The sequence below is a fragment of the Pseudoroseicyclus aestuarii genome, assembly GCF_003217255.1.
GTDB lineage: Bacteria > Pseudomonadota > Alphaproteobacteria > Rhodobacterales > Rhodobacteraceae > Pseudoroseicyclus > Pseudoroseicyclus aestuarii.
In genome coordinates, this window is sequence record NZ_QJTE01000001.1 from 61761 (window position 1) to 87558 (window position 25798).

The following is a 25798-nucleotide window of genomic DNA, read 5'->3' on the forward strand; positions in this document are numbered from 1 at the left end:
GCAAAACTGCCTTCGCCAGAAGCGACACACGTATCTCTCGTCGTCGTGAGCCTGTTTTACTACCGCAAGGCGCATTGCGCCCTATCCGGACGCGTGACGGTTTATTGTTTACCATATTATGCCGGACGGGTCCCGAACGGCGTATGCAGGGGGCCGAAGGGACGAAAGGGCGGATCGGCGGCGTTTTTCCGCTACCGCGAAGTCAGTGCCGCAGGCCCCTTGCCATTCCTCGGGCGACACCGAAGGATTGCGCGCACTGTCCCGGCGGTGCCTCCGCCGGGCCGCAGAGCACTACGCGCCGATGCAAATGCGGCGCGATGCACCACAGGGGAGTCATCATGACTATCAAAGCAACACTCAGGGCCGGAACCGCGGCCGTGCTGGTTGCCGCGCTTGGCAGCACCGCCGCCATCGCGCAGCAGACCGGCCCGAACGGCGAGACCCTCGCCGAGAACCAGACCTTCACCTACCGGGTGCTGGACGAGTTTCCGTCGATCGATCCCAACCTGATCGAGGACGTCGAAGGCTCCAACATCGGGCGCAACCTTTTCGAAGGCCTGATGAACCAGGACGAGACCGGCGAAGTCGTGCCCGGCGTGGCCACCGGCTACGAGGTCTCGGACGACGGCCTGACCTATACCTTCACCCTGCGTGACGACGCGCGCTGGTCGAACGGCGAGCCGGTCACCGCCTCGGACTTCGTCTATTCCTGGCAGCGCGCCGCCGATCCGGCCACCGCCTCCGAGTACCAGTGGTACATGGGGCTGATGCAGATCGAGAACGTCGACGCCGTCATCGCCGGCGACATGGACCCCAGCGAGCTGGGCGTCGAGGCGACCGACGATCACACGCTGACCGTCACCCTCTCGCAGCCGCTGCCCTACTTCGCGCAGATGGTCACGCACACCACCACGTTCCCGGTGCCGCAGGCGACCATCGAAGAGTTCGGCGACAGCTGGACCCAGCCGGGCAACATGGTCTCGAACGGTGCCTATGTCCTCGCCGACCGCGTGGCGCAGGAGTACATCACGCTCGAGAAGAACCCCGAGTACTGGGATGCGGACAACGTCTACATCACCGAGGTCACGGCGCTCATCATCAACGACGAGAACCAGGCCCTGACCCGCTGGGAAGCCGGCGAGCTGGACCGGACCGACGTTCCCGCCGGCCAGTTCCCGCAGCTGCAGGAAGAGTACGGCGACGAGGCGGTCTCCGTGCCGCAACTCTGCACCTACTACTACAACGTGAACCTGTCCGATCAGGGTCTCGAGGCGCTTGACGACCAGCGCGTGCGCGAGGCGCTGAGCCTGGCGATCGACCGCGACATCATCGTCGAGAACGTGCTCGCCGGCGGTCAGCGCCCGGCCTACACGCTGACGCACTGGGCCACCGCGGGCTTCGAAGCCCCCGAGGTCGAAGTCGCGCAGATGACGCAGGAAGAGCGCAACGAGCGCGCCAAGGAGCTGATGGCCGAAGCCGGCTACGGCGAAGACGGCGAGCCGCTGAACCTCGACATCCTGTACAACACCTCCGAGGCGCACCAGCAGGTCGCCGTGGCGGTTGGCCAGATGTGGCAGCAGACGCTGGGCGTGACCACGCAGCTCGACAACATGGAATGGCAGACCTTCCTGAACGAGCGTCACAACCTGAACTACCCGGCGATCGCGCGCGCCGGCTGGTGTGCCGACTACAACGAGGCCTCCAGCTTCCTCGACATCATGGACACGAACTCGTCCTACAACGACAGCGGCTTCTCCAACGAGGAGTACGACAACCTGCTGACCGAGGCGAAGACCGCCGAGGATCCGCAGCCGCTGTACCAGCAGGCCGAAGAGATCATCGTCCAGGAGTGGCCGATCCTGCCGATCTACCACTACGCCAGCGTCTTCATGCTGGATGACACGATCAAGGGCTGGCCGCTCGAGAACGCGCAAGAAAACTGGTACGCCCGTCAGCTGTACCGGGTTGCCGACGAGTAAGCGCCGCCCTGCGCTTGCTTCCCGCGCCCCCTTGTCCTAGGGGGCGCGGGTCCAGCCTCTTCCTCCGAACGGGGGGCTCCACACAGGGCCAGGTCTCATGCTCAGCTATGTCCTGCGACGCATCGCCGTCGCCATTCCCACGATCCTGCTGCTGATCGTCATCTCATTCGTCCTGATGTTCGCCGCGCCCGGCGGTCCGTTCAACGGTGAACGGGCCCTGCCAGCGCAGGTGATGCAGAACCTCGAGGCGCGCTACGGCCTCGACCAGCCGTACTGGAAACAGATGGCGGACTACGTCTGGAACGTGGTCGTCCATTTCGATTTCGGTCCGAGCTTCCAGTACCGCGACCGCACCGTCAACGACGTGATCGCGCAGGGCTTCCCCGTCACGCTGACCTACGGCTTCTGGTCCTTCGTGGTCGCGGTGATCGCCGGCGTCAGCCTTGGCGTCACGGCCGCGATCCGGCACAACAGCGCCGTGGACTACACCGCCGTCGGCATCTCGATCGGCGCGCAGGTGCTGCCGAACTTCGTCATGGCGCCGATTCTGGTGCTGATCTTCACCCTCTGGCTGGGCTGGCTTCCGGGCGGCGGCTGGCAGGGCGGGCAGTGGAACTACCTTGTTCTGCCGGTGATCGCGCTCTCGACCTCCTACATGGCCTCGATCAGCCGGATCACCCGCTCCTCGATGCTCGAGGTGCTGAACGCCGGCTTCATCCGCACCGCCAAGGCCAAGGGCCTGCCAATGCGGCGCATCATCCTGCGCCACGCGCTGAAACCGGCGATGCTGCCGGTGCTCAGCTACCTCGGCCCCGCCTTCGTCGGCATGATCACCGGATCGGTCATCATCGACGTCTATTTCTCGACCGGGGGCATCGGACAGTTCTTCGTGAACTCCGCCTTCAACCGCGACTATTCGGTGATCATGGGCATCACCATCCTCGTGGGTGTGCTGACGGTCACCTTCAACCTCGTCGTCGATCTGCTCTACGCCTGGATCGACCCGAAAATCCGCTACTGAGGGAGGGCTAGATGGCAACGCAAACCGCCGAGGCCGACCTGGGCCAGCAGCCCGTCAAGGGCCGCTCTCTCTGGGCCGATGCCCGCACGAGGTTCTTCCGCAACAAGGCCGCCGTCGCCGGCCTTGTCGCGCTGATCCTGATCTGCCTCTTCGCCTTCTTCGGAGAGTTCCTGGCGCAATACGAGCGCGCCTATGTCGACTTCTCGCTGATGGGCCGCAACGCGGTCAACGGCGTGCCCTCGATCGAGACGGGGCACTACTTCGGCACCGACGAGTCCGGGCGCGATCTCTATGCCCGGACCGTGCAGGGGACCCGCATCTCGCTTCTCGTCGGCCTCGTGGGCGCCGGCGTCGCGGTGATCGTCGGCACGCTCTACGGCGCCATCGCCGGCTACATGGGCGGCAAGACCGACAACATCATGATGCGCACCGTCGATATCCTGATGTCGGTGCCCTACATGTTCGTGCTGATCCTGATGCTGGTGATCTTCGGACGCTCGATCACCATGCTCTTCATCGGCATCGGCCTGATATCCTGGCTGGACATGAGCCGGATCGCCCGGGGCCAGACGCTGAGCATCAAGAACAAGGAATTCGTCGAGGCCGCGGTCGCCACCGGCGTGCGCCCCTTCACGATCATCCTGCGGCACATCGTGCCGAACCTCGCCGGCCTCGTCATCGTCTACTCGACGCTGCTGGTGCCGCAGATGATCATCACCGAATCCTTCATCAGCTTCCTCGGCCTCGGCGTGCAGGAGCCGAGCACCTCGCTCGGTGCGCTGATCTCGGCCGGGGCAGGGCAGATGCGCTACGGCGTGCTCTGGCAGCTGCTGTACCCCCTCTTCTTCTTCGTCGTCACGCTCTTCGCCTTCTTCTTCGTCGGCGACGGGCTGCGTGACGCCCTCGATCCGAAGGACCGCTGATGCCCCTTCTCGACATCAAGGACCTGACCGTCACCTTCCGCACCGGCGATGGCGAGGTGAACGCGGTCAACGGCGTGAGCTTCAACATCGAGGAACGCGAGACGCTTGCCATCGTCGGCGAAAGCGGATCGGGCAAGAGCCAGACCGCCTTCGCGGCCATGGGCCTTCTGGCCGCCAACGGCAGCGCCAAAGGAGAGGTCACCTACAACGGGCAGAACCTGCTGGGGCTGAGCCAGCGGCAGATGAACAAGGTCCGCTCCGACCAGATCGGGATGATCTTTCAGGACCCGATGACCTCGCTCAATCCCTACATGCGGATCTCGGACCAGATGGCCGAGGTGCTCATGTTGCACAAGGGCATGGGCAAGAAGCAGGCCGTGGACGAGGCGGTCAAGATGCTGGACGCCGTCCGCATCCCCGATGCCCGCGCCCGCATCACCATGTACCCGCACGAGTTCTCGGGCGGAATGCGGCAACGGATCATGATCGCCATGGCGCTGCTGTGCCGGCCGCGCCTGCTGATCGCGGACGAACCCACGACCGCGCTCGACGTGACGGTGCAGGCGCAGATCATGCAGCTGCTGGGCGAGATCCGCGAAGAGTTCGGGACGGCGATCGTCCTGATCACGCATGACCTCGGGATCGTTGCGGATTTCTGCGACCGCACGCTGGTGATGTACGGCGGCCAGATCATGGAGACCGGGCCAACCGAGCAGCTGTTCGAGCGGCCGACCCACCCCTATACGCTGGGCCTTCTCAAGGCGGTGCCGCGCCTCGACCGCGAGGAAGAGGTGCTGGCCACGATCTCGGGCGAGCCGCCCGACATGAGCCGGCTGCCCAAGGGCTGCCCGTTCAGCCCGCGCTGCGGCTTCGCCTTCGATCCCTGTCCAACCGTCCGGCCGGACCTGGTTCCGGCTTGGGAGGGTTCGCCCATCTGCCGCGCCTGCCATGCCCCCGTCGAGGAGGTTCAGTGATGACCGATCCGAAACACCCGGGCGACCCGGAGGCCCGCGACGCGCAAGGCCGCGCGCAGCACCCCGAAACCGCCGATCCCATTCCCGGCGCGCCGCCGGCCAGCGCGCCCCCCGTCGCGACGCCCCCCGATCCGCGTCCCGCCTCGGCCTCGCCGGGGCAGGGCGGGCCGGAGGACGCCACAGCGGCGCCCGAGGGAATACGGCTCGGCGACGACCTGGGCCACGTCGATCCGGCGCGAACCCAGCCTGCCGGCGCCGGCCAGCCGATCCTGCGGGTCGAGGATCTGAAGGTCGCCTTCGACGTGATGCCGCGCGGCGCCTGGCCCTGGACCAAGCCGAACCAGTTGCATGCCGTGGGCGGCGTCAGCTTCGACCTTGCTCCGGGCGAATGCCTGGGCGTCGTGGGCGAAAGCGGGTCGGGCAAGTCGACGCTGGCCCGCGCCATCGTCGGCACCGTGCCCTCGACAGGCGGCAAAATCCTGTTCGACGGGCAGGACCTTGCCAGCATGTCGCCGCGCGAGCGGCGGGTGCACCGGCGCGACGTGCAGATGGTGTTCCAAGACCCGCTGGCGGCGCTGAACCCGCGGATGACGGTCGGCGACATCATTGCCGAACCGCTGCGCACCCACCGGCCCGACATCGGCCGCACCGAAGTCCGCCGCCGCGTCGCCGAGCTGATGGAGCGGGTCGGCCTGCTGCCGAACCTCGCCAACCGCTACCCGCACGAGTTCTCGGGCGGGCAGTGCCAGCGCATCGGTATCGCCCGCGCGCTGATCCTGCGGCCCAAGCTCTTGATCTGTGACGAGCCGGTCTCGGCACTGGATGTCTCGGTGCAGGCACAAGTCGTGAACCTGCTCAAGGAACTGCAGCGTGACATGGGCATCTCGATGGTCTTCATCGCGCATGACCTTTCGGTCGTGAAGCACATCTCGGACCGGATCGTGGTGATGTACCTCGGCCGGCTGATGGAGACGGCGGCCTCGCGGACCATCACCCGGAGCCCGCAGCACCCCTACACGCAGGCGCTGATCGCCTCGGTCCCGATCCCCGACCCCAAGCTGGAGCGGGCGCGCGAACGGCCCGTGCTGGAAGGGGAACTGCCCTCGCCGCTGAGCCCGCCCTCGGGCTGCGTCTTCCGCACGCGCTGCCCCAAGGCGCATGACGACTGCGCCAAGGGTCCGCCGGCGGTGCAGGACCTCGGGAACGGTCACCTCGTCGCCTGCCCCTACTACAAGGAGCCGAGCGTGCTGGACCGGGCGACCGAGGGCGTCGTCTAGACCCCAGGGTCCGAACCAAACGGAAAAGGGCTGCGCGACGAGGTCGCGCAGCCCTTTGTTCTTTCAGGTTCGGGGCGGCCCGTGGCCGCCCGGCGCCTAGTGCCGCGGGTCGAGGAGCTTTGTCAGCACCGTGTCCGAGGTGATCTGCCCGATCAGGGTGCCGTCCTCTTCGACGACGCCCACCGGCCTGTCGGATTGGCGCACCTCGTCCATCACGCCGCGGATCTCGGCATCGGCCTGCACGGTCAGTGCGGGCTGTCCCTGCGCCGGCTCCATGACGTCGCGGGCGCGCAGCACGCCCAGCGGGTTCATGTGTTCGACGAAGTCGGCGACATAGGCATTCTCGGGGCGCGAGAAGATCTCTTGCGGGGTGCCCTTCTGCACGATGCGCCCGCCCTCCATGATGGCGATCTGGTCGCCCAGCTTGAAGGCCTCGTCGAGGTCGTGGCTGACGAAGACGATGGTCTTCTTCAGCCGCTGCTGAAGCTCCATCAACTCGTCCTGCAGGCGGGCGCGGATCAGCGGATCGAGCGCCGAGAAGGGCTCGTCCATGAGCAGGATCGGCGCATCGGTGGCGAAGGCGCGGGCGAGGCCCACGCGCTGCTGCATGCCGCCCGACAGCTCCGAGACCTTGTTGTCGGCCCAGTCGGCGAGGCCCACCATCTCGAGCTGGCGCTCCACGATCTCGTTGCGCTTGCCCTTCTCGACGCCGCCCAGTTCGAGGCCGAGGCCCACGTTCTCGCGCACGGTGCGCCAGGGCAGCAGGCCGAACTGCTGGAACACCATCGACACGGTGCTCAGGCGCAGGCGGCGCAGGGTCTTGGCATCGGCATGGGTGACGGAGGTCAGCCTCTCGCCGTCCTTCACCTTGACCTCGCCGCGCGCCACGGGGTTCAGCCCGTTGACCGCGCGCAGAAGGGTGGACTTGCCCGAACCCGAGAGGCCCATGAGCACGAGGATCTCGCCCTCGCCCACGGTGAGGGAGCAGTCGTGAACGCCCAGGACCTGATCGGTGCTTTCCTGAATCTCGGAGCGGCTGCGCCCCTCGTCCATCAGGGGCAGCGCCTTGTCGGGATGATCGCCGAAGACGATCGAGACATTGTCGAATTCAAGAGCAGTCATCAGCGTTTCACCCGCAGCATTCGGTCGAGCATGATGGCGACGACGACGATGACGAAGCCGGATTCGAAGCCGAGCGAGGTGTTCACCTGGTTCAGCGCGCGCACCACCGGCACTCCGAGGCCGTCGGCCCCGACCAGCGCCGCGACAACCACCATCGACAGCGAGAGCATGATCGTCTGGTTCAGCCCGGCCATGATCTGCGGAAAGGCATAGGGCAGCTCGACCTTCAGAAGGACCTGCCGCTTGGTGCCGCCGAAGGCCTGCGCGGCCTCGAGCAGCTCCGTCGGGGTCGAGGAGACGCCGAGTTGCGTCAGCCGGATCGAGGCGGGCAGCACGAAGATGACGGTGGCGAAGAGGCCGGGCACCATGCCGATGCCGAAGAAGACGATCGCCGGGATCAGGTAGACGAAGGTCGGCAGCGTCTGCATCAGGTCGAGGATCGGGCGCAGCACCGCGTAAAGCCTGGGCCGATGCGCGGCGGCGATGCCCACTGGCACGCCGATCGCCATGCACACGACGCAGGACGACAGAACCAGCGTCAGGCTTTCGCTCATCTCGCTCCAGTAGTCCTGGTTCAGGACGAAGAGGAAGCCGAGCGCGATGAAGAGGCAGACCTGCCAGGAGCGTTGCAGGACCCAGGTCAGGAGCACGAAGAAGGCGATCACCACCAGCTCAGGCGGGCGTTCGAGCAGGAAGAGGATCGCCTCGATCAGCGCCTCTCCGCCGTTCGCGATGGCGTCGAAGACGCCCTGGCCGATCCGCTGCAGCCAGTCGAAGACGGCGGCAGCGGCGTCGCCGACCGGTATCTTGTGATCCGTCAGCCAATTCATCTAGCATTTCCTTCCTGGTCCGGTCCGCCTGCCGCGCGCCCGAGACCGGGCGATGCGCGCGGCCGGGGGGCAGGGGGCGCTCCTGCGCCGAAGATGCGGCGCGCCGGACCCGCGGGCCCAGCGCGCCAATCCGATCAGAGGCCCAGGGCCTGCTGGACGGCCGGAAGGCCTTCCTCGCCGTCGGTGGTGGTCACGCCCTCGAGCCAGGGCTCGATCACCGCGGGGTTCTCGGAGAGCCACTGCTGGACCGCCTCGTCGGCATCCATCCCCTCGTCGAGGATGAGGCCCATGATGGTGTTCTCCATGTCCAGCGTGAAGGTCATCTGCTGCAGCAGCTTGCCCGCGTTGGGGCAGTCGTCGACGAAGCCGGCGCGGCTGATGGTGTTCACGACGCCTTCACCGCCGAAGAACTCTTCCCCGCCTTCGAGGTACTGGATGTCGAAGTTGGCGTTCATCGGATGCGGCGCCCAGCCGAGGAAGACGATGTCCTCTTCGCGGTCCACGGCGCGGCGCACCTCGGAGAGCATGCCCTGCTCGGAGCTTTCGCGCAGGGTGAAATCGCCCATGCCGTATTCGTCTTCGTCGATCAGGCCGATGAGGTAGGTGTTGCCCTCGTTGCCCGGCTCGATGCCGTAGATCGTGTCGTCCAGCTCGTCGGCGAAGTCGGCGAGGTCCTCGTAGCTCTGCAGGCCCTTCTCGTAGGTGTAGGTCGGCACCGCGAGGTTGTAGATCGTGCCGGTCAGGTTCTCGGCCACGGTGTCGATGGTGCCCTCGTCGAGGTAGGGCGTGATCGCGGCGGTCTGGCTGGGCATCCAGTTGCCGAGGAAGACATCGACGTCATCGGACTCGAGCGAGGCGAAGGTGACCGGCACCGACAGCACGCGCACGTTGACGTCGTAGCCCAGCGCGTCGAAGATCTGCGCGGCGGTCGAGGTGGTCGTGGTGATGTCGGTCCAGCCCACGTCCGAGAAGGAGATCTCGTCGCACTGGCTTTGGGCATGGGCGGCGCCGGCGGCAAGCGTGGTGGCCGCCAGAAGGGCCGCGGTCGTCGTCTTGAGCTTGGTCATGGAAACTCCCGGTCCGTTTTATTGATTGCTGGGTCAATTAAGCCTCAGCAGGCGCCGCATTGCAACGCGATCCCGCGGAACGTGCAAGATGCTGCGATGCGGCGAGGGATCGGGGCTGGGAGGAGATCGAAAAACAGGCACTGCCGGCAGCTGCGGGCAGGCACGCAAGGGGATGTAGGCGCTTTGACGGCGCCAGACATGCGATGCACCCTAGGGTTGTTGTCATAACCGCGGCGCGGGTGCGGTGGGCGCGGCGCCAGAGCTCTGACGCCACGTCAGGAATGCGTCAGGGGCCTTCAGGCCGCGTCGCTCTGGGCCAGTTGCAGCCGCCAGCGCAGCGGATCGCCGCCGTCGCAGGTGAAGCCCGCGCTCTCCAGCATGCTTGCCGAGACGCTGTTGTCGGGGCGGGTCAGCGCGTTCAGCTGGTCGAGGCCGTTGCTCCGGGCGATGGAGAGGAATTCGTCCAGCGCGGCGGCGCCGATCCCGCGGCGGCGCAGGCCCTCGGCGACTTCGAAACCGAATTCCCCGCTGCCGCCCTGCGGCTCTCGCAGCAGGCCGATGGCGCCGGCCACCATGCCTTCGCTCACGATGAGGTAGCTGCCCCAGCCCGGATCGGCCTTCAGCCGCCCGCAGAGCAGGGCCAGCGCCTTGGCGGCCTCTCGCGGCATCGCGCCGCCCTCGGGCAGAGTCAGGCCATGCGGCGCGCGGCCGTCTTCGAGGAGCTGATAATCGGCGGATACCGCCTCGACCAGCCGCGGCTTGCTGTCTTGGTCCATCTGCGCCTCCTGCGTCAGTCGTCTTCGTGAGGGTCGTTAACTATTTCGAAGCCCTTCTACCCGGCTGGTCCCGCCGGGCAAGACTGCAACGGGCGCGGTGCATCGGCAGTTTCGGGCCGTGGCCGGATCGACGCATCCCTCCGCCGGTGCCCCTGCTTAAACGGGTTTGGTGCAAGAAGAATGAACCATCCGCCCCGAAGACATGCATTCCGCGACCCTCATGGCCCTTGCGGCTTGAACGGCGGGCGGCTGCGGTATATCTGGTCGGATCGTTCCCGCGCTGGCCGGGAGAGCCCCGCCGCCCGGGGCGCCGAGACCCGACCCGTGCCCCAAGCCGTAGCGGAGAAGCCGATGTCCTGGACCGACGAACGCGTCGAGACCCTGAAGAAAATGTGGAACGAGGGCCAGTCGGCCAGTCAGATCGCCAAGGAGCTGGGCGGCGTGACGCGCAATGCCGTGATCGGCAAGGTGCATCGCCTCGGCCTGTCCAACCGCGTCGGCGGCGCCTCCGGTGCCGCGACCGAAGAGGCCGCGCCGGCTGCTGCCGCCGCCGCGCCCGCCGCTGCCGCCGCCGAGGCCCCGGCAGAGCCTGCGGCCCCCGCCGAGCCCGAGCCGGAGGAGGAGCCCGCGCCGCCTCCCTCTGCAGCGCGGCGTGCGATCATCCCCGCCGGCCAGCCGCTGCCGCCGCAGCCCAGCCAGAACGAGATCAGCCCCGAGGCCCTCGCCAAGGTCAGCGAGGTCGAGAAATCGGCCAAGAAACTGTCGCTGATGGAGCTGACGGAGCGCACCTGCAAATGGCCCGTCGGCGATCCGGCGACCTCGAACTTCTGGTTCTGCGGCCTGCCGGTGCAGCAGGGCAAACCCTATTGCGAGGCCCATGTCGGCGTCGCCTTCCAGCCGATGAGCTCGCGCCGCGACCGCAAGCGCTAGGCAGCCGCCGCGCCCGTCTTCGCCGCCCCGCCGCCTCTTGAGGGCCGCGGGGCGGTGTCTTTTCCGCCCCCGCCATAGCGCCAGGGACAGAGCATGCAGAACCCGCCCGACCTTCGCCCCGATCTCGCGCCGCGCGCGCGGATCACGGATACGCCCCGACCCGGCCAGCCGACCATCGGCATGGTCTCTCTCGGCTGTCCCAAGGCGCTGGTCGACAGCGAGCGCATCCTGACGCGCCTGCGGGCCGAGGGCTATGCCATCAGCCCCGACTACCAGGGCGCCGACGCGGTGATCGTGAACACCTGCGGCTTTCTCGACAGCGCCAAGGCCGAAAGCCTCGAGGCGATCGGCGAGGCGCTGAAGGAGAATGGCCGCGTCCTCGTCACCGGCTGTCTGGGCGCGGAGCCGGAGTATATCACCGGCGCGCACCCTTCGGTCCTCGCCGTGACGGGGCCGCATCAATACGAGGCGGTCCTCGACGCCGTGCACAGCGCCGTGCCGCCCAGCCCCGATCCCTTCGTCGACCTGCTGCCCGCGAGCGGCGTGTCGCTGACGCCGCGGCACTACAGCTACCTGAAGATCGCCGAGGGCTGCAATCACGCCTGCAAGTTCTGCATCATCCCCGACATGCGCGGCAAGCTGGCGAGCCGCCCGCACCGCGCCGTGATGCGCGAGGCCGAGAAGCTGGTCGAGGCGGGGGTGAAGGAGCTTCTGGTGATCAGCCAGGACACCAGCGCCTACGGCACCGACTGGAAGGACCGCGAGGACAAGTTCCCGATCCTGCCGCTGGCGCGCGATCTGGGGCAGCTGGGGGCCTGGGTGCGGATGCATTACGTCTACCCCTATCCCCATGTGCGCGAGATGATCCCGCTCATGGCCGAGGGGCTTGTGTTGCCCTATCTCGACATCCCGTTCCAGCACGCCCACCCGGACGTCCTGCGCCGCATGGCGCGACCGGCCGCGGCAGCGCGCACGCTGGACGAGATCGCCGCATGGCGCCGCGATTGCCCCGACATCACCCTGCGCTCGACCTTCATCGTCGGCTACCCCGGCGAGACGGAGGAAGAGTTCCAGACGCTTCTCGATTGGCTGGACGAGGCGCAGCTCGACCGGGTCGGCTGCTTTCAATACGAGAACGTCGCCGGCGCCCGCTCGAACGCGCTGCCGGATCACGTGCCGGACGCGATCAAGCAGGAGCGCTGGGACCGCTTCATGCAGAAGGCGCAGGCGATCTCCGAGGCGAAGATGCAGGCCAAGGTCGGCACCACGATCGATGTGATCGTCGACGAGGTCGACGAGGAGGCCGCGACCTGCCGGACCAAGTCCGATGCGCCCGAGATCGACGGCAACCTCTTCATCGACGAGGATTTCGAGCATCTGCGCCCGGGCGAGATCGTGACCGTCACGGTCGAGGAGGCCGCCGATTACGACCTCTGGGGCCGCTGCGCCTGAGACTGGCCGCGAAAACCGCTTGCCAGCCAGAGCGGCGCCCCCTAGCCTTGCCCGCATGACGCAAGCCCGGTCCATCATCCGACGCCGACGCTGACCCCTGTCACGGGGCCCGCGCCCCCGTTCCTTGCGCGATTCACCCAGCATCATTGACAAGGCCTGTGCCCGCGGGGCACGACTTCGGCCTGTTTTATCGGGACAAGATCCATGATCCCCAGCGTTCTGCCGACCTACAACCGTGCGCCCCTGGCCTTCGAAAGCGGAGAGGGGGCCTGGCTGACCGCCACCGACGGGCGCCGATACCTCGACTTCGGGTCGGGCATCGCGGTCAACGCGCTGGGTCATGCCCACCCCGAGCTGGTGCGCGTGCTGACCGAGCAGGCGGGCAAGCTCTGGCACGTCTCGAATGTCTATACCGTCCCCGAGCAGGAGCGGCTGGCCGAGGCGCTGACCGCCGCCAGCTTCGCCGATACCGTCTTCTTCACGAACTCGGGCACCGAGGCGATGGAGCTGGCGGTGAAGATGGCGCGCAAGCATTTCAGCGCCGCCGGCACGCCCGAGAAGATGCGCATCCTCAGCTTCGAAGGGGCCTTTCACGGCCGCTCTTCCGCTGCCATCGCGGCGGCCCCGACCGAGAAGATGGCCGGCGGCTTTGGCCCGCTGCTGCCGGGCTTCACTCCGCTGCCCTTCCTTGATCTGGGGCGGGTCGAGGCAGAGCTTGCCGCAGGCGATGTCGCCGCGATCCTGGTCGAGCCGGTGCAGGGCGAGGGCGGCATCCGCGCCGTTGCCGATCACGACCTGCGGGAGCTTCGGCGCCTCGCGGGCGAGGCCGGCGCGCTGCTGATCTTCGACGAGGTGCAATGCGGCATGGGCCGGACCGGCCGTCTCTTTGCCCATGAATGGGCCGGGGTGACCCCCGACATCATGATGGTGGCCAAGGGCATCGGCGGCGGCTTTCCCCTGGGCGCGGTGCTGGCGACGGTAGAGGCGGCCTCGGGCATGACCGCCGGAACCCATGGCTCCACCTACGGCGGCAACCCGCTGGGCTGCGCGATCGGCGCCAAGGTGATGGAGATCGTCTCGGATCCCGCCTTCCTCGGCACGGTCCGGGCGCGGTCGGGGCGGCTGCGGCAGGGCCTTGAGGGGCTGGTGGCGCAGCATCCCGACCTTTTCGAGGCGGTGCGCGGCACCGGGCTGATCCTGGGCCTCAAATGCAAGGGCGCGCCGGGCGAAATCGTCGCGGCGGGCTACGGTGCGGGCATCCTGACGGTGGCGGCCAGCGACAACGTGGTGCGTCTGCTGCCGCCGCTGACGATCACGGAGGCCGAGGTGGACGAGGCGCTGACACGGCTCGAGGCGGCGGCCTCGACCGTCGAGGACGCGATGCAGGCAAGCGAAGGAGCCCAGGGGTGAGGCATTTTCTGGATATCGACGTCACCGATCAGGGCGCCCTGCGCGGCATGATCGACGACGCGCGGGCGATGAAGACGGCCCGGAACGGCCGGCCCAAGGGCGCCAAGGACGACGATCAGCCTCTGGCCGGCAAGATGGTCGCGCTGATCTTCGAGAAGCCCAGCACACGGACCCGCGTCAGCTTTGACGTCGGCGTGCGGCAGATGGGCGGCGAGACCATGGTCCTCAAGGGCGACGAGATGCAGCTGGGCCACGGCGAGACCATTGCCGACACGGCCCGCGTGCTGTCGCGCTACGTCGACCTGATCATGATCCGCACCTTCGAGGAGCAGACGCTGCTCGACATGGCCGAGCATGCCACGGTGCCGGTGATCAACGGTCTGACCAACCGCACCCACCCTTGCCAGATCATGACCGACATCATGACCTTCGAGGAGCATCGCGGCCCGATCGCCGGCAAGAAGGTGGTCTGGACCGGGGACGGCAACAACGTCTTCGCCAGCTTCGCCCATGCGGCGGAGAAGTTCGGCTTCGACCTGACCTTCAGCGGCCCGCCGCCCCTGGATCCCGAGCCGGGGCTGAAAGGCCTTTATACCGTCGAGCGCGATCCCGCGCGGGCGGTCGAGGGCGCCGATCTCGTGGTGACCGACACCTGGGTGTCGATGCACGACCCGCAATCGGCCAAGGAGCGGCGGCACAACCAGCTGCGCGGCTACCAGGTCAACGAGGCGCTGATGGCCCGCGCCAAGCCCGACGCGCTTTTCATGCATTGCCTGCCCGCGCACCGCGAAGACGAGGCGACGAGCGCGGTGATGGACGGGCCGCATTCGGTGATTTTCGACGAGGCCGAGAACCGGCTGCATGCGCAGAAGGCGATCCTCCGCTGGTGCCTGCAGGACTGACGGCCTTCGAGGCGAGATGGCGGGGCGGCGGGTCTGTTTGCCGCCGGATGCCCGCGATCTACCCGCATGGCGGTCCCATGGGGCTGACGGGGGAGGGGGCTCTGCCCCCTCGGCCCTTGCGGGCCTCACCCCCGGGATATTTGGAAAGAGAAGATGGGGGCGTGCCCGGAAGGGCGGGCCGGAGTCAGAGGCGCTTGAGGATCTCGCGCAGGCCGTCCTCGGTGACGAGCCGGGCGGCCTCGCGCAGCGGGATCCAGCGGCGGTCGCGGCGCCCGGCCTCGGGGTAGTCCTTGGACATCTTCGTGACCCGCGCGCCGTAGACCCAGGTCAGGCAGGGCTCCTCGTCGCCGAAGGCGCTGATCTTGGTCGAGATGTAGCTGCCGAGCGGTTTCTTCGAGACACGGGCCTTCTTGACGCCGCCTTCTTCCCAGGCCTCGACCAGCGCGGCGTTCCAGTCCTTCACACCCTCCATCGGCCAGCCCTTGGGCAGAATCCAGCGGCCGTTGGAGGAGGTGACCATCAGCACCTCGGGCCCGGACTTGCCCTTGCGGCGGCACAGCGCGGCAAGCTGCACCTTCAGAGGTCCTGCAAAGGGCGTACGGCCGTCGATCTCTATGGTGTCCCTCGGTGTCATTGAATGATGCGGCTCTGCATGAAGTAAGCATGGACCATAACAAGAACCTTGCGCTGCGGCAACCGGCGCAACCGCACGATGTAGTCAGCTCTTGTTTCGTTTCGTCTTCAACGTCGGCGGCGCGGCGGCGGGATCCTCGGGCCAGGGATGCTTGGGGTAGCGGCCGCGCATGTCGCGCCGCACGTCACCGTAGGAGCCGGTCCAGAAGGCGGGAAGGTCGGTGGTCACCTGCATCGGGCGTCCGGCGGGGGAAAGGAGGGCGATCTTCAGCGGCTGCCCGGCGGCGCGGGGGTGCTGCGTCACGCCGAACATCTCCTGCAGGCGCACGGCGATTTCGGGCTGGCCGCCACCGTAGTCGATCGGCACGCTGCGCCCCATCGGCGTGACGTAATGGGACGGCACGGCGCGGTCCACGGCCTGGTGCTGCGCATGGGTCAGCTGCGCCTTCAGCGCCTCGGTCAGATCGGCGGCGCGCCAGTCGGCGGCGCTGCGGATGCCGCCCAGCCAGACCGGGAGCCAATCCTCGAGACCGGCCATGAGCGCCTCGTCCGAGAGGTCCGGCACATCGGCCCCGGCGCCGCGGGCAAGGGCGACGCGGGCGCGAAAGCGCCCGGCTTTGGGCGAAAGGGCGAGGCCGATCTGCCGGACGCCCTCGAGCATGGCTTCGGCCAGGCGGTCCGAGGGCGCGTCCCAGGCTGCGTCCGAGAGGACCAGCGCGCCGAGCCGCTCCTGCCGGCGCGCGGTGACGCGCATCTCGCGCCGGGACCAGTCGCAGAGATGCACCTCTTCGATCTGCGCGGCGAAGAGGTCGCGGATCTCGCTCTCGGTGATCGGGGCGGCGAGGCGGATCACCGCCTCGCGCTTGTCGCCGCCGGTATCGGCGGCCACGAGGAAGGGGGCCTGCGCCAGCGGATCGGCGGCCTCCATCACTGCGCCCTTGCCCCCCGAGAGCAAGTAGCGCGGCGCCTCACCCCGGCGGCGTTGAGCGATGCGGTCGGGGTAGGCCAGGGCCACCATGGCGCCGGGCGAAAGCTCCGGCCCCTCGGGCAGGCCCTTCGCCAGCCGCTTCGCCTCCTGCCGGGCGCGGTCGAGCGCGCCGCGATCCGGGGCCACCGGCAGGTCGCGCCCCCCGGCGAGGGCGCGCAGGCGGAGGGCGAGATCGCTGCCGGCGCCGCGCAGGGGATCGCGCTCGCCCAGCAGCGCGGCGATGGGGGCGGCCTGCCGGCCCGCGACGAGAAGCATGTGCCCCAGCCGCGGATGCAGCGGCAGCGCGGCAAGGCGGCGGCCATGGGCGGTGATGCCGGTGCCGTCCAGCGCCCCGAGCTGGCCCAGCAGGGCCTGCGCCTCGGCCAGGGCGGGGGCGGGGGGCGGCGTCAGGAAGGGCAGCTCCTGCGCGCCCCAGAGCGCCAGTTCCAGCGCAAGGGCCGAGAGATCGGCATTGGCGATCTCGGGCGGGGGGAAGGCCTGCAGGGCGCCATGCTCTCCCTTGGTCCAGAGGCTGTAGGCCACGCCCGGGGCGACGCGGCCGGCCCGGCCGGCGCGCTGGTCTGCCTCGGCCTTGGTCACGCGTTCCGTCACCAGCCGGGACATGCCGCTGCCGGGATCGAAGCGGGCCCGGCGGGACCGGCCCATGTCGACGACGACGCGGATGTCCGGGATCGTGAGCGAGGTTTCGGCGATGGAGGTGGCCAGCACGATGCGCCGCGCTTTCGAGGGGGCCAGCGCCTTCTGTTGCGCCGCGAAGGGCAGGGCGCCGTAAAGCGGGCGGATGTCGGTGCCGGGCATCGCCCGCTCCAGCAGGGTCTGGACGCGCCGGATTTCGCCCTCGCCGGGGAGGAAGGCGAGGATGCCGCCTTCTTCCTCGCCGGCGGCGCGCTGGATCAGATCGGCCAGCGCCTTATCGAGCCGGCTGCGGGGCGGCAGCGGGGTCTCCAGCCAGCGCCGCTCCACCGGGAAGGCGCGGCCTTCGGAGGTGACGCTGGGTGCGTCCATAAGCTCTGCCACCGGACCGGCGTCGAGCGTGGCGGACATCACCACGAGGACGAGGTCGGGCCGCAGCGCGCCGCGCACCTCAAGCGTCAGGGCAAGGCCGAGATCGGCGTTCAGGGAGCGCTCGTGGAATTCGTCGAAGATCACGGCGCCGGTGCCCGGCAGCTCGGGATCGGACTGCAGCATCCGCGTCAGGATGCCCTCGGTCACCACCTCGATCCGGGTGCTCTTGGAGACTTTCGCCTCGCCCCGGATGCGGTAGCCGACGGTCTGGCCGACCGCCTCGCCCAGGCTGTCTGCCATGCGCTCTGCCGCGGCGCGGGCGGCGAGGCGGCGCGGCTCCAGCATCAGGATTCGGCCGGGCAGGCGGTCCAGCAGGGCCAGCGGCACCCGCGTGGTCTTGCCCGCGCCGGGCGGCGCCTGCAGCACCGCCATGCCGCGATCATCGATTGCCCGCAGAAGGTCCGGCAGGGCCGCGTCGATCGGCAGGGGAGGCAGGGCGGTCATCGCGGTCCAAGAGGTGTCACGGGAACGGAAAACGCCCGGCCTGCGGGGCAGGCCGGGCGCTGAATAAAGGTCGCGGGCCGGATCAGGCCGAGGCGGCAGCCTTGGCGAGTTCTTTCTTCACCGCCAGGGCGCTCGGCGACAGCTCGTCGTCCTTGGCGCGGGCGAGGAAGGCATCGAGGCCGCCACGGTGATCGACGGTGCGCAGCGCGGCCGAGGAAATGCGGAACTTGAAGCTGCGGCCGAGCGAGTCGGAAATCAGCGTGACGTCCTGCAGGTTCGGCAGAAAGCGGCGACGGGTCTTGTTGTTGGCGTGGCTGACATTGTTGCCCGTCATCGGGCCCTTGCCGGTCAGTTCGCAGCGGCGCGACATGTGCTGTCCTCTTCGTTTCAGGCTGGGCCCCGGCGGTCTTGCGACACCAAGGCGGGGCGCAGGCGCGCCCGGCGGAATCTGATCGGGGCGATCTATGCGGAAACGGCGGCGGCGTCAACCGCCCCGGCGCGCATCCGGGGTCAGCGGCAGATCCGCTCGGCCCGGTCGGCGAAGGCGCGGTAGCGGGTCCAGAAGGCCTCGTCCCCGGCGCGGTCCGAGGTGCGGGTGTCCTGCGCGCGCTGCGGATCGTCCCAGAAGGCGGCCGCGCGGCGCTGATCGCCGCGGCTGAGACCGTCGTTCGCCGCGCCCTGGATGCAGGAACAGACCTGCGTGTTCGCGGCCGAGCGATCGCTTTGCAGGCAGGCCGCGCTGATCGGGCCCGAAAGCCTGCCGCCGCCGCAGGAGGTGAGGCTGAGAATCGCAACCGCCCCGAGTAGATATCGCATCGCCTGTTCTCCCGTGGCGCGGCGGGTTGCTCCCGTCTTGCGCCTGCCTGCGGGCCGGATCGCCGGCCACGTGACTGCCCGCGCGCATGATGCCCAAGACCGGCGGGACACGCAAACCCTTCCCCCGCCTCGCGCGCGCGTAAGGCGGGGTAAGGGGGGCAGCGGCCCGCAGCCCATTGACCGGATCCCCAAACCCGCTCATATCGCGCGGATGACAGAGCTTTCGCGCATCCGCAACTTCTCGATCGTGGCCCATATCGACCATGGGAAATCCACGCTGGCCGACCGCCTGATCCAGGCCACCGGCACCGTGCAGGACCGGGAGATGAAGGCCCAGCTCCTCGATTCCATGGATATCGAGCGCGAGCGGGGCATCACGATCAAGGCGCAGACCGTCCGCATCGACTACAAGGCCGACGACGGGCACACCTACGTGCTGAACCTGATCGACACGCCCGGCCACGTCGATTTCGGCTACGAGGTCAGCCGCTCGATGCAGGCGGTCGAGGGGTCGCTGCTGGTCGTCGACGCCACGCAGGGCGTCGAGGCGCAGACGCTCGCCAACGTCTACCAGGCCATCGACGCCGATCACGAGATCGTGCCGGTGTTGAACAAGATCGACCTGCCCGCCTCTGAGCCGGAGCGGGTGAAGGCGCAGATCGAGGACGTGATCGGCATCGACGCCAGCGAATCGATCCTCGCCTCGGCCAAGTCCGGCATCGGCATCCACGAAGTGCTCGAGGCCATCGTGCACCGCCTGCCGGCACCGCAGGGCGATGCCGAGGCGCCGCTCAAGGCGATGCTGGTCGATTCGGTCTACGATTCCTACCTTGGCGTCGTTGTGCTGGTGCGCATCATCGACGGCGTGCTGAAGAAGGGCGACCGCATCCGCTTCATGCAGAACGGCACCGTGCACCAGGTGGACCGGGTTGGCGTCTTCCGCCCCGGCATGCTGCCGGTGGACGAGCTGGGCCCGGGCGAGATCGGCTTCCTGACCGCCAGCATCAAGCAGGTGCGCGACACACGCGTGGGCGATACCATCACGCACGAGAAGAAGGGCTGCGACAAGGCGCTGCCCGGCTTCAAGCCGGCGCAGCCGGTGGTCTTCTGCGGCCTCTTCCCCGTCGACAGCGCCGAGTTCGAGGATCTGCGCGACGCGATCGAGAAGCTCGCCCTGAACGACGCCAGCTTCTCCTATGAGATGGAGACCTCGGCCGCCCTCGGCTTCGGCTTCCGCTGCGGGTTCCTCGGGCTGCTGCACCTCGAGGTGATCCGCGACCGGATCGAGCGCGAGTACAACATCGACCTGATCACCACCGCCCCCTCGGTCGTCTACCACCTTTACATGAAGGATGGGGAGATGTCGGAGCTGCACAACCCCGCCGACATGCCCGACCTGACCCATGTCGATCATATCGAGGAGCCGCGGATCAAGGCGACGATCATGGTCCCCGACGACTACCTCGGCGACGTGCTGAAGCTCTGCCAGGACCGCCGCGGCATCCAGCAGGAGCTGACCTATGCCGGCACCCGCCCGCTGGTGGTCTACGACCTGCCGCTGAACGAGGTCGTCTTCGACTTCTACGACCGGCTGAAATCGGTGACCAAGGGCTATGCCAGCTTCGACTACCAGCTGATCGGCTACCGCGAGGACAACCTCGTGAAGATGTCGATCCTGGTGAACGACGAGCCCGTGGACGCGCTGTCGATGATGGTGCACCGCGACCGCGCCGAGATGCGCGGCCGGGCTATGGTCGAGAAGCTCAAGGACCTGATCCCCCGCCACATGTTCAAGATCCCGATCCAGGCCGCCATCGGCGGCAAGGTCATCGCCCGCGAAACGCTGAGCGCCATGCGCAAGGACGTCACCGCCAAGTGCTACGGCGGGGATGCGACGCGGAAACGCAAGCTGCTCGACAAGCAGAAGGCGGGCAAGAAGAAGATGCGCCAGTTCGGGAAGGTGGATATCCCTCAGGAGGCGTTCATCTCGGCGCTGAAGATGGATGGGTGAGATTTGGTGCGTCGAGCTATCTTATTAGTGAGCTCATAGTCCATGAATTTGGCGCTCAGGATTGGGCAGGCTGGGTATTAAAGGTCCCTCTTGGATTTCGGCAATTGCGATCCTGATCTCCCTTGGGAGTCTTGGGGTTTCTTGGTTGTCTTACCAAAACAGCGTTTACCGAGAATCGCTGATATTTTCTATTAGGGGTGATTTCTTTAAGTCGGTAGGATCTGGCGGTATTACCTTTGATGGTAATCTTGTCTTATTTAATCCAACGGAGCGCGATCTCTTTTTAGACCATTTGACAGTAGTTCCGGTTGCCGATCCAGTGGCTCAAGTTGAGTGCAATCGGGATAGGAATGAGAGAATTTCCGAACGGGTCGAGGCTCGAGGCATCTACTCGATCTCGCTAGTTTGCAACGTTTCGGGAACTGAAGCGGCTGAGGCTGTTGTCCAAGCTGCACCCGAAGGTGCTGATCTTATTACCTTGGCGGCACGACTGCATAGCGAGTTAGGTGAGGATTTCTTTGGAAATAAGACTGCAAGAGGTTGGGTGGCTTCTTCGGCTGGCGTGGGCGTTTTCTCTTCTCCTGTAGTCACGAGTTCAGGGGCACGGGTAGCGTCGCTTTGGGTTTCGGTGTCTACTTTAAGTGGCGCCTATTTTACCCAAGAGTTTTTCTTCAATTTTGGTGCGTCCAATAGGATGTGACGGGATTCCCAAGAAACGTAGCGTCGCGGTAATCCAGCGCCGTGGCGGCTGACGGCGCCACCAGGAATCTTCTATTCCCTTTCTTTCGGCAGTCCGTACAATGTTAGGCAGCAGGCAGCAGGCAGCAGGCAGCAGGCAGATGACGGGGGTGCTATCAATGCGGGCCCTAAGCGCGAACTTTGGGCTGTAGGGCGGGGTTCACCCCGCCGCGTTCGGGCGACTCGATAAGGCGGGGTGAACCCCGCCCTACGTGGAGCGATGTGGTCGGGGAAGGCTCGACCTTGCCGCCTGAATCATCCCTCCCGCTCTCCATAGACGCCGTCCGGGCAGGGGGCCAACCATTCCGGCTCGACACGGCCCAGGCGAATGTCGCGGTGGATGGAGGAGTAGGGCCAGTCGGCCGGCGTGGCGACGAGCCCGTGCTTGACCGGGTTTGTCCAGCAATAGCGGATATGCACCGCGAGGTCGGCGTCGTTGCGGATGTGGTGCTCCCAGAACCGCCGTTGCCAGAGGGCGACCTCGCCGCGGTCGTGCCGTAGGGCGGGGTTCACCCCGCCGTACCGTCCCGATGGGACCACGGGGCGCGCAATTGGCGGGGTGAACCCCGCCCTACGGAGATTTCGTGTGAAGCGGGCCTTGATGGCGCCCCAGCGCGCGCTGAAGTCGTGGTCGCCGGGCGGCAGGGTCCAGATGCAGTGCAGGTGGTCGGGGAGGACGACGAAGGCGTCGATCTCGAACGGACGCTCTGCGCGGGTCGCGCGCACGGCTTCTCGCAGTAACGGCAGGTAACGGACCAGCAGGTCCGAGCCGCGCCGGGCGAGGCAGACCGTGAAGAAGATCGTGGCGCCGTCGATCTTCGGCCTGATGTAACGCGACATGCCCCGGAGGGTGCCGGGGCATGGTTAGCAAGGCGTAAACGCCAGAAGCCTCAGCGGCCCGTTTTCTGCTTCAACTCGTCGATGCGCTCGCTGGCGCGGGCCTTGTCGAGGCTCTCGTCGAAGTCCTCGCCCGCTTCTTCGCTCAGCGTCTTGAGGTAGCTTTTCTGGGCACCGGTCATCGGCTCTTCGCCGGTGGTCCAGTCCTCGGGGTCCTTCTCGGCGTTGCCCTGCGGGTGGCTCTTGGGATCGTCGGTCATCGCGTTTCTCCTCGGATATGTTCAGGTAATGTTCCTAACGCGCTTCCTGTTCCGGAGGTGCGGAAAGGCCGCGCCCGACGAAGGGCGCGGCCTGTGCGGCGTCAGTAGCCGCCCTGAACCTCGCGGCTCTCCTGGCTGATCGCGTTGCCGGCGCTCGAGATATCCTGTCCGGCGCCTTCGACGGTCTCGCAGGCGGCGAGCAGGGTGAGGCCGAAGAGCACGGTGATGATGCGGGCCATGAGGGATCCTCCTGTCAGTGGTCGGGAGGACAACACCGCAGCGCGCCTCGCGTTCCCGTGACCTCAGTCCAGGAAGCGGGCGACCGCCTGCGTCACCTCGCGCGGGCGCTCCGCGTGGAGCCAGTGGCTGGCGCCCTCGATGGTCTCGATCCGCGCCTGCGGGAAGAGGGCCATGATGCGATCCTCGTGCTCGGGCAGGACGTAGGCGGATTCGCCGCCGCGCAGGATCAGGGTGGGGCCTTCGAAGCGCCCCTCGCTCTCGGGCCAGCCGAGGATCTTCGGCATCTCGCGCTCGAGCACGTCGAGGTTCAGCTTCCAGCGGCGCTCCTTGAGGTCGAGGCTTTGCACGAGGAAGGTGCCATGCGCGGCGTCGAGACCCATCTGCCGCTGCGCATCGCCGCGGTTCTCGATGGAGGCAAGGTCAACCCGGCGCATCGCCGTGATGTACTGCGACTGGTCGTGGCCGTAGCCCACCGGCGCGATATCGGCGACCACCAGCCGCCGCACCAGCTCCGGCCGGGTCAGCGCCAGCATCATCGCCGCCTTGCCGCCCATGGAATGGCCCAGCACGTCGACCGGGCCGCCTTCGCTCGCGATCAGGTCAGCGAGGTCTTCTGCGAGAGCGGGGTAGTCGTGGCTGTCCCTCCAGGGGCTGTCGCCGTGGTTGCGCAGGTCCACGGCGATGACCTCGCGCGTCTCGGACAGCTTGCGCGCGACCCCGCCCCAGTTCCGGGCGGAGCCGAAGAGGCCGTGGACGATGACCAGCGGGGGGAGATCCCCCCGCGCTCCGTGCCGGACGAGGTTCAGCATCACATCCCGGTATAGAGCGGGAAGCGCTTGCACAGGGCCTCGACCTGCGCCTTCACGCGGGCCTCGACCTCGGCATTGCCTTCCTCGCCGTTGGCGGCGAGGCCGTCGACGACCTCGGTGATCCAGTCGGCGATCTGCCGGAACTCCCCCTCGCCGAAGCCGCGGGTGGTGCCGGCGGGGGTGCCGAGGCGGATGCCCGAGGTGACGAAGGGCTTCTCCGGATCGAAGGGCACGCCGTTCTTGTTGCAGGTGATGTTGGCGCGGCCCAGAGCGGCCTCGGCGGCCTTGCCGGTGACCTTCTTGGGACGCAGGTCGGCCAGCATCAGGTGGTTGTCGGTCCCGCCCGAGACGATGTCGATGCCGCCCTTCTGCAGCTGGTCCGCCATGGCCTGCGCATTGGCCACGATCTGCGCGGCATAGGCCTTGAACTCGGGGCGCAGCGCCTCGCCGAAGGCGACGGCCTTGGCGGCGATGACATGCATCAAGGGCCCGCCCTGCAGGCCGGGGAAGACGGCGGAGTTCACCTTCTTGGCGATCGCCTCGTCGTTGGTCAGGATCATGCCGCCGCGCGGGCCGCGCAGGGACTTGTGCGTCGTGGTGGTGACGACATCGGCGTAAGGTAGCGGCGAGGGGTGGACGCCGCCGGCGACGAGGCCCGCGATATGCGCCATGTCGACCATCAGGTAGGCGCCGACCTCGTCCGCGATGGCGCGGAAGGCGGCCCAGTCCCAGACGCGGGAATAGGCGGTGCCGCCGGCGATGATCAGCTTGGGCTTCTTCTCGAGCGCGGTCTGGCGCACGGCCTCCATGTCCAGAAGCTGGTCCTGCGCGCGCACGCCGTAGGGCAGGGGGGTGAACCACTTGCCCGACATGTTCACCGGGCTGCCATGCGTCAGGTGCCCGCCCGAGTTCAGGTCGAGGCCCATGAAGCTGTCACCGGGCTGCAGCAGCGCCAGGAAGACGGCCTGGTTCATCTGGCTGCCGGAGTTCGGCTGCACGTTCACGAACTTGGCGCCGAAAAGCTCTTTCGCGCGCTCGATGGCCAGCGTCTCGGCCACGTCGACGAATTCGCAGCCGCCGTAGTAGCGCTTGCCGGGATAGCCTTCGGCATACTTGTTGGTCATCACGCTGCCCTGCGCTTCCATCACGGCGCGGGAGACGATGTTCTCGCTGGCGATCAGCTCGATCTCGTGGCGCTGGCGACCCAGCTCGCCCACGATGGCATCGGCCAGTTCGGGATCGCGGCTGGACAGGGTCTCGGTGAAGAAACCTTCGTCGCGCACGGCGTCGGCGGGGGTCTTGGCGGTATCCAGGCTCATGGGGGCACCTCTCGCAGCGGGTTCGCCGCCTCTTTAACGCCGGCCCGAGCCTTTGGACAGGCTGAATGCGGCAGGGCAGGGGCCTGCTGCGGTACCCCGCGGGCGCGGCGGCTTGCTTTTCCGTGCTGCCTAAAGGACAAGCAGGGACCGTCCCGCGTTCCGGCAGGAAAGGCCGCCATGTACGATCGCATCGCCTTTGTCGCCAGCGAGACCGCCGTCGCGCAGGCCACCCGCGAAAGGCTTGCGGCGCGTTATGGCGATCTGCCGGTCGAGAAGGCCGAGGTGATCGTGGCGCTGGGCGGCGACGGCTTCATGCTGCAGACCCTGCATACCGCCAAGAGGCTGGGGGTGCCGGTCTACGGGATGAACCGCGGCACCGTCGGCTTCCTGATGAATGCCTTCGCCGAGGACGACCTGCCGCGCCGGCTGTGCGAGGCCGAGGAGGCGATCATCAACCCCCTGGCAATGACCGCGACGACCGTCAGCGGCGAGGTGCATACCGGTCTCGCTATCAACGAGGTCAGCCTGCTGCGCGCCGGCCCGCAGGCCGCGCGCCTTCGGATCAGCATCGACGGCAAGGTCCGGCTCGAGGAGCTGGTCTGCGACGGCGCGCTGATCGCCACGCCCGCCGGCTCTACCGCCTACAATTACTCCGCCTACGGCCCGGTCCTGCCGATTGGGGCCGAGGTGCTGGCGCTGACGCCGCTCGCCCCCTTCCGCCCGCGCCGCTGGCGCGGCGCCCTGCTGCCGAAGACCGCCGTCGTGCGCTTCGACGTGCTGCAGCATACCAAGCGCCCGGTGATGGCCGATGCCGATGCCGACCGGCAGTACGTCGCTGATGTCGCCAGCGTCGAGGTTCGGGTCGAGCCCGAGGTGCGGCACCGCCTGCTCTTCGATCCCGGCCACGGCCTCGACGAGCGGCTGATCCGCGAACAGTTCAGCTGAGGGCAGGGCCGCTCCGGCGGGCCCGTCAAA

25 protein-coding genes are annotated in these 25798 nt (G+C 67.6%); 12 read left to right on the top strand and 13 right to left on the bottom strand.

Going from position 1 to position 25798, the window contains the following annotated elements; genetic code table 11:
- Positions 1-338 precede the first annotated feature (338 nt).
- From DFP88_RS00320 to DFP88_RS00340, 5 genes are all read left to right on the top strand, one after another.
- Positions 339-1979, top strand: a complete 1641-nt coding sequence (locus tag DFP88_RS00320; RefSeq protein ID WP_110812469.1) for a peptide ABC transporter substrate-binding protein — start codon at positions 339-341, stop codon at positions 1977-1979.
- Positions 1980-2076: 97 nt separating this feature from the next.
- Positions 2077-3000 carry an oligopeptide ABC transporter permease OppB gene (oppB, locus tag DFP88_RS00325; protein ID WP_110812470.1) on the top strand — a complete coding sequence of 308 codons (924 nt, stop codon included), beginning with the start codon at positions 2077-2079 and terminating at the stop codon, positions 2998-3000.
- An 11-nt stretch (positions 3001-3011) separates the two neighbouring features.
- Positions 3012-3923, top strand: coding sequence for an ABC transporter permease subunit (locus tag DFP88_RS00330; protein WP_110812471.1), 912 nt, complete (start codon positions 3012-3014; stop codon positions 3921-3923).
- The gene (locus DFP88_RS00335) at positions 3923-4897 is read left to right on the top strand and encodes an oligopeptide/dipeptide ABC transporter ATP-binding protein (protein ID WP_110812472.1); all 975 of its coding nucleotides are present in this window, start codon (positions 3923-3925) and stop codon (positions 4895-4897) included. The genes DFP88_RS00330 and DFP88_RS00335 overlap by 1 nt, the downstream gene beginning before the upstream one ends.
- A 305-nt stretch (positions 4898-5202) precedes the next feature.
- Positions 5203-6174: an ABC transporter ATP-binding protein gene (locus DFP88_RS00340; RefSeq protein ID WP_245904682.1), complete on the top strand. Its 972-nt coding sequence runs from the start codon at positions 5203-5205 to the stop codon at positions 6172-6174.
- Positions 6175-6270: 96 nt separating this feature from the next.
- Here the strand turns inward: DFP88_RS00340 and choV are convergent, their stop codons facing one another.
- The 4 genes from choV to DFP88_RS00360 all read right to left on the bottom strand — a co-directional run bounded on the left by choV (position 6271) and on the right by DFP88_RS00360 (position 9969).
- The gene (choV, locus tag DFP88_RS00345) at positions 6271-7296 is read right to left on the bottom strand and encodes a choline ABC transporter ATP-binding protein (protein WP_110812474.1); all 1026 of its coding nucleotides are present in this window, start codon (positions 7294-7296) and stop codon (positions 6271-6273) included.
- The gene (gene choW / locus DFP88_RS00350; RefSeq protein WP_110812475.1) at positions 7296-8126 is read right to left on the bottom strand and encodes a choline ABC transporter permease subunit; all 831 of its coding nucleotides are present in this window, start codon (positions 8124-8126) and stop codon (positions 7296-7298) included. Before choW ends, choV begins: the two co-directional genes overlap by 1 nt.
- 134 nt (positions 8127-8260) lie before the next feature.
- The gene (gene choX, locus DFP88_RS00355) at positions 8261-9193 is read right to left on the bottom strand and encodes a choline ABC transporter substrate-binding protein (protein ID WP_110812476.1); all 933 of its coding nucleotides are present in this window, start codon (positions 9191-9193) and stop codon (positions 8261-8263) included.
- A gap of 296 nt (positions 9194-9489) precedes the next feature.
- A complete protein-coding gene (locus DFP88_RS00360; RefSeq protein ID WP_110812477.1) occupies positions 9490-9969 on the bottom strand; it encodes a GNAT family N-acetyltransferase in 480 nt (159 codons plus the stop codon).
- A gap of 351 nt (positions 9970-10320) precedes the next feature.
- Here DFP88_RS00360 and DFP88_RS00365 point away from each other — a divergent pair, with 351 nt between their 5' ends.
- From DFP88_RS00365 to argF, 4 genes are all read left to right on the top strand, one after another.
- Positions 10321-10899 carry a GcrA family cell cycle regulator gene (locus DFP88_RS00365; RefSeq protein ID WP_110812478.1) on the top strand — a complete coding sequence of 193 codons (579 nt, stop codon included), beginning with the start codon at positions 10321-10323 and terminating at the stop codon, positions 10897-10899.
- A gap of 93 nt (positions 10900-10992) precedes the next feature.
- Positions 10993-12351, top strand: a complete 1359-nt coding sequence (rimO, locus tag DFP88_RS00370; protein WP_110812479.1) for a 30S ribosomal protein S12 methylthiotransferase RimO — start codon at positions 10993-10995, stop codon at positions 12349-12351.
- A gap of 204 nt (positions 12352-12555) precedes the next feature.
- Positions 12556-13761 (top strand): aspartate aminotransferase family protein, encoded by a 1206-nt coding sequence (locus DFP88_RS00375; RefSeq protein WP_110812480.1) that lies wholly within the window; start codon positions 12556-12558, stop codon positions 13759-13761.
- Complete coding sequence (argF, locus tag DFP88_RS00380; protein WP_110812481.1) at positions 13758-14663, top strand: ornithine carbamoyltransferase; 906 nt, start codon at positions 13758-13760, stop codon at positions 14661-14663. The genes DFP88_RS00375 and argF overlap by 4 nt, the downstream gene beginning before the upstream one ends.
- Positions 14664-14847: 184 nt before the next feature.
- Here the strand turns inward: argF and DFP88_RS00385 are convergent, their stop codons facing one another.
- From DFP88_RS00385 to DFP88_RS00400, 4 genes are all read right to left on the bottom strand, one after another.
- Complete coding sequence (locus DFP88_RS00385; protein WP_110812482.1) at positions 14848-15297, bottom strand: NUDIX hydrolase; 450 nt, start codon at positions 15295-15297, stop codon at positions 14848-14850.
- Between the two features lie 84 nt (positions 15298-15381).
- Positions 15382-17793 (bottom strand): ATP-dependent helicase HrpB, encoded by a 2412-nt coding sequence (hrpB, locus tag DFP88_RS00390; RefSeq protein ID WP_245904609.1) that lies wholly within the window; start codon positions 17791-17793, stop codon positions 15382-15384.
- Positions 17794-17875: 82 nt separating this feature from the next.
- Positions 17876-18163, bottom strand: a complete 288-nt coding sequence (gene rpmB / locus DFP88_RS00395; RefSeq protein WP_110812483.1) for a 50S ribosomal protein L28 — start codon at positions 18161-18163, stop codon at positions 17876-17878.
- 140 nt (positions 18164-18303) lie between these two features.
- On the bottom strand, positions 18304-18609 hold the full coding sequence (locus DFP88_RS00400) for an arginine transporter (protein ID WP_110812484.1): 306 nt from the start codon (positions 18607-18609) through the stop codon (positions 18304-18306).
- Positions 18610-18820: 211 nt separating this feature from the next.
- Here DFP88_RS00400 and lepA point away from each other — a divergent pair, with 211 nt between their 5' ends.
- Positions 18821-20620, top strand: a complete 1800-nt coding sequence (gene lepA, locus DFP88_RS00405) for a translation elongation factor 4 (protein ID WP_110812485.1) — start codon at positions 18821-18823, stop codon at positions 20618-20620.
- 61 nt (positions 20621-20681) lie between these two features.
- Positions 20682-21320 (top strand): hypothetical protein, encoded by a 639-nt coding sequence (locus tag DFP88_RS16780; protein WP_146227385.1) that lies wholly within the window; start codon positions 20682-20684, stop codon positions 21318-21320.
- 293 nt (positions 21321-21613) lie between these two features.
- Here DFP88_RS16780 and DFP88_RS00410 read toward each other — a convergent pair whose 3' ends face one another.
- From DFP88_RS00410 to glyA, 5 genes are all read right to left on the bottom strand, one after another.
- Entirely contained in the window at positions 21614-22198 is a 585-nt protein-coding gene (locus tag DFP88_RS00410) for an REP-associated tyrosine transposase (protein WP_110812486.1), read from the bottom strand.
- 50 nt (positions 22199-22248) lie between these two features.
- Positions 22249-22455: a DUF3072 domain-containing protein gene (locus DFP88_RS00415; protein WP_110812487.1), complete on the bottom strand. Its 207-nt coding sequence runs from the start codon at positions 22453-22455 to the stop codon at positions 22249-22251.
- A 101-nt stretch (positions 22456-22556) separates the two neighbouring features.
- Positions 22557-22694 (bottom strand): entericidin A/B family lipoprotein, encoded by a 138-nt coding sequence (locus DFP88_RS00420; RefSeq protein WP_110812488.1) that lies wholly within the window; start codon positions 22692-22694, stop codon positions 22557-22559.
- A 63-nt stretch (positions 22695-22757) separates the two neighbouring features.
- A complete protein-coding gene (locus tag DFP88_RS00425; protein WP_110812489.1) occupies positions 22758-23504 on the bottom strand; it encodes an alpha/beta fold hydrolase in 747 nt (248 codons plus the stop codon).
- On the bottom strand, positions 23504-24823 hold the full coding sequence (gene glyA / locus DFP88_RS00430) for a serine hydroxymethyltransferase (RefSeq protein ID WP_110812490.1): 1320 nt from the start codon (positions 24821-24823) through the stop codon (positions 23504-23506). The genes DFP88_RS00425 and glyA overlap by 1 nt, the downstream gene beginning before the upstream one ends.
- Before the next feature lie 177 nt (positions 24824-25000).
- Here glyA and DFP88_RS00435 point away from each other — a divergent pair, with 177 nt between their 5' ends.
- Positions 25001-25768 carry an NAD kinase gene (locus tag DFP88_RS00435; RefSeq protein WP_110812491.1) on the top strand — a complete coding sequence of 256 codons (768 nt, stop codon included), beginning with the start codon at positions 25001-25003 and terminating at the stop codon, positions 25766-25768.
- Positions 25769-25798 lie beyond the last annotated feature (30 nt).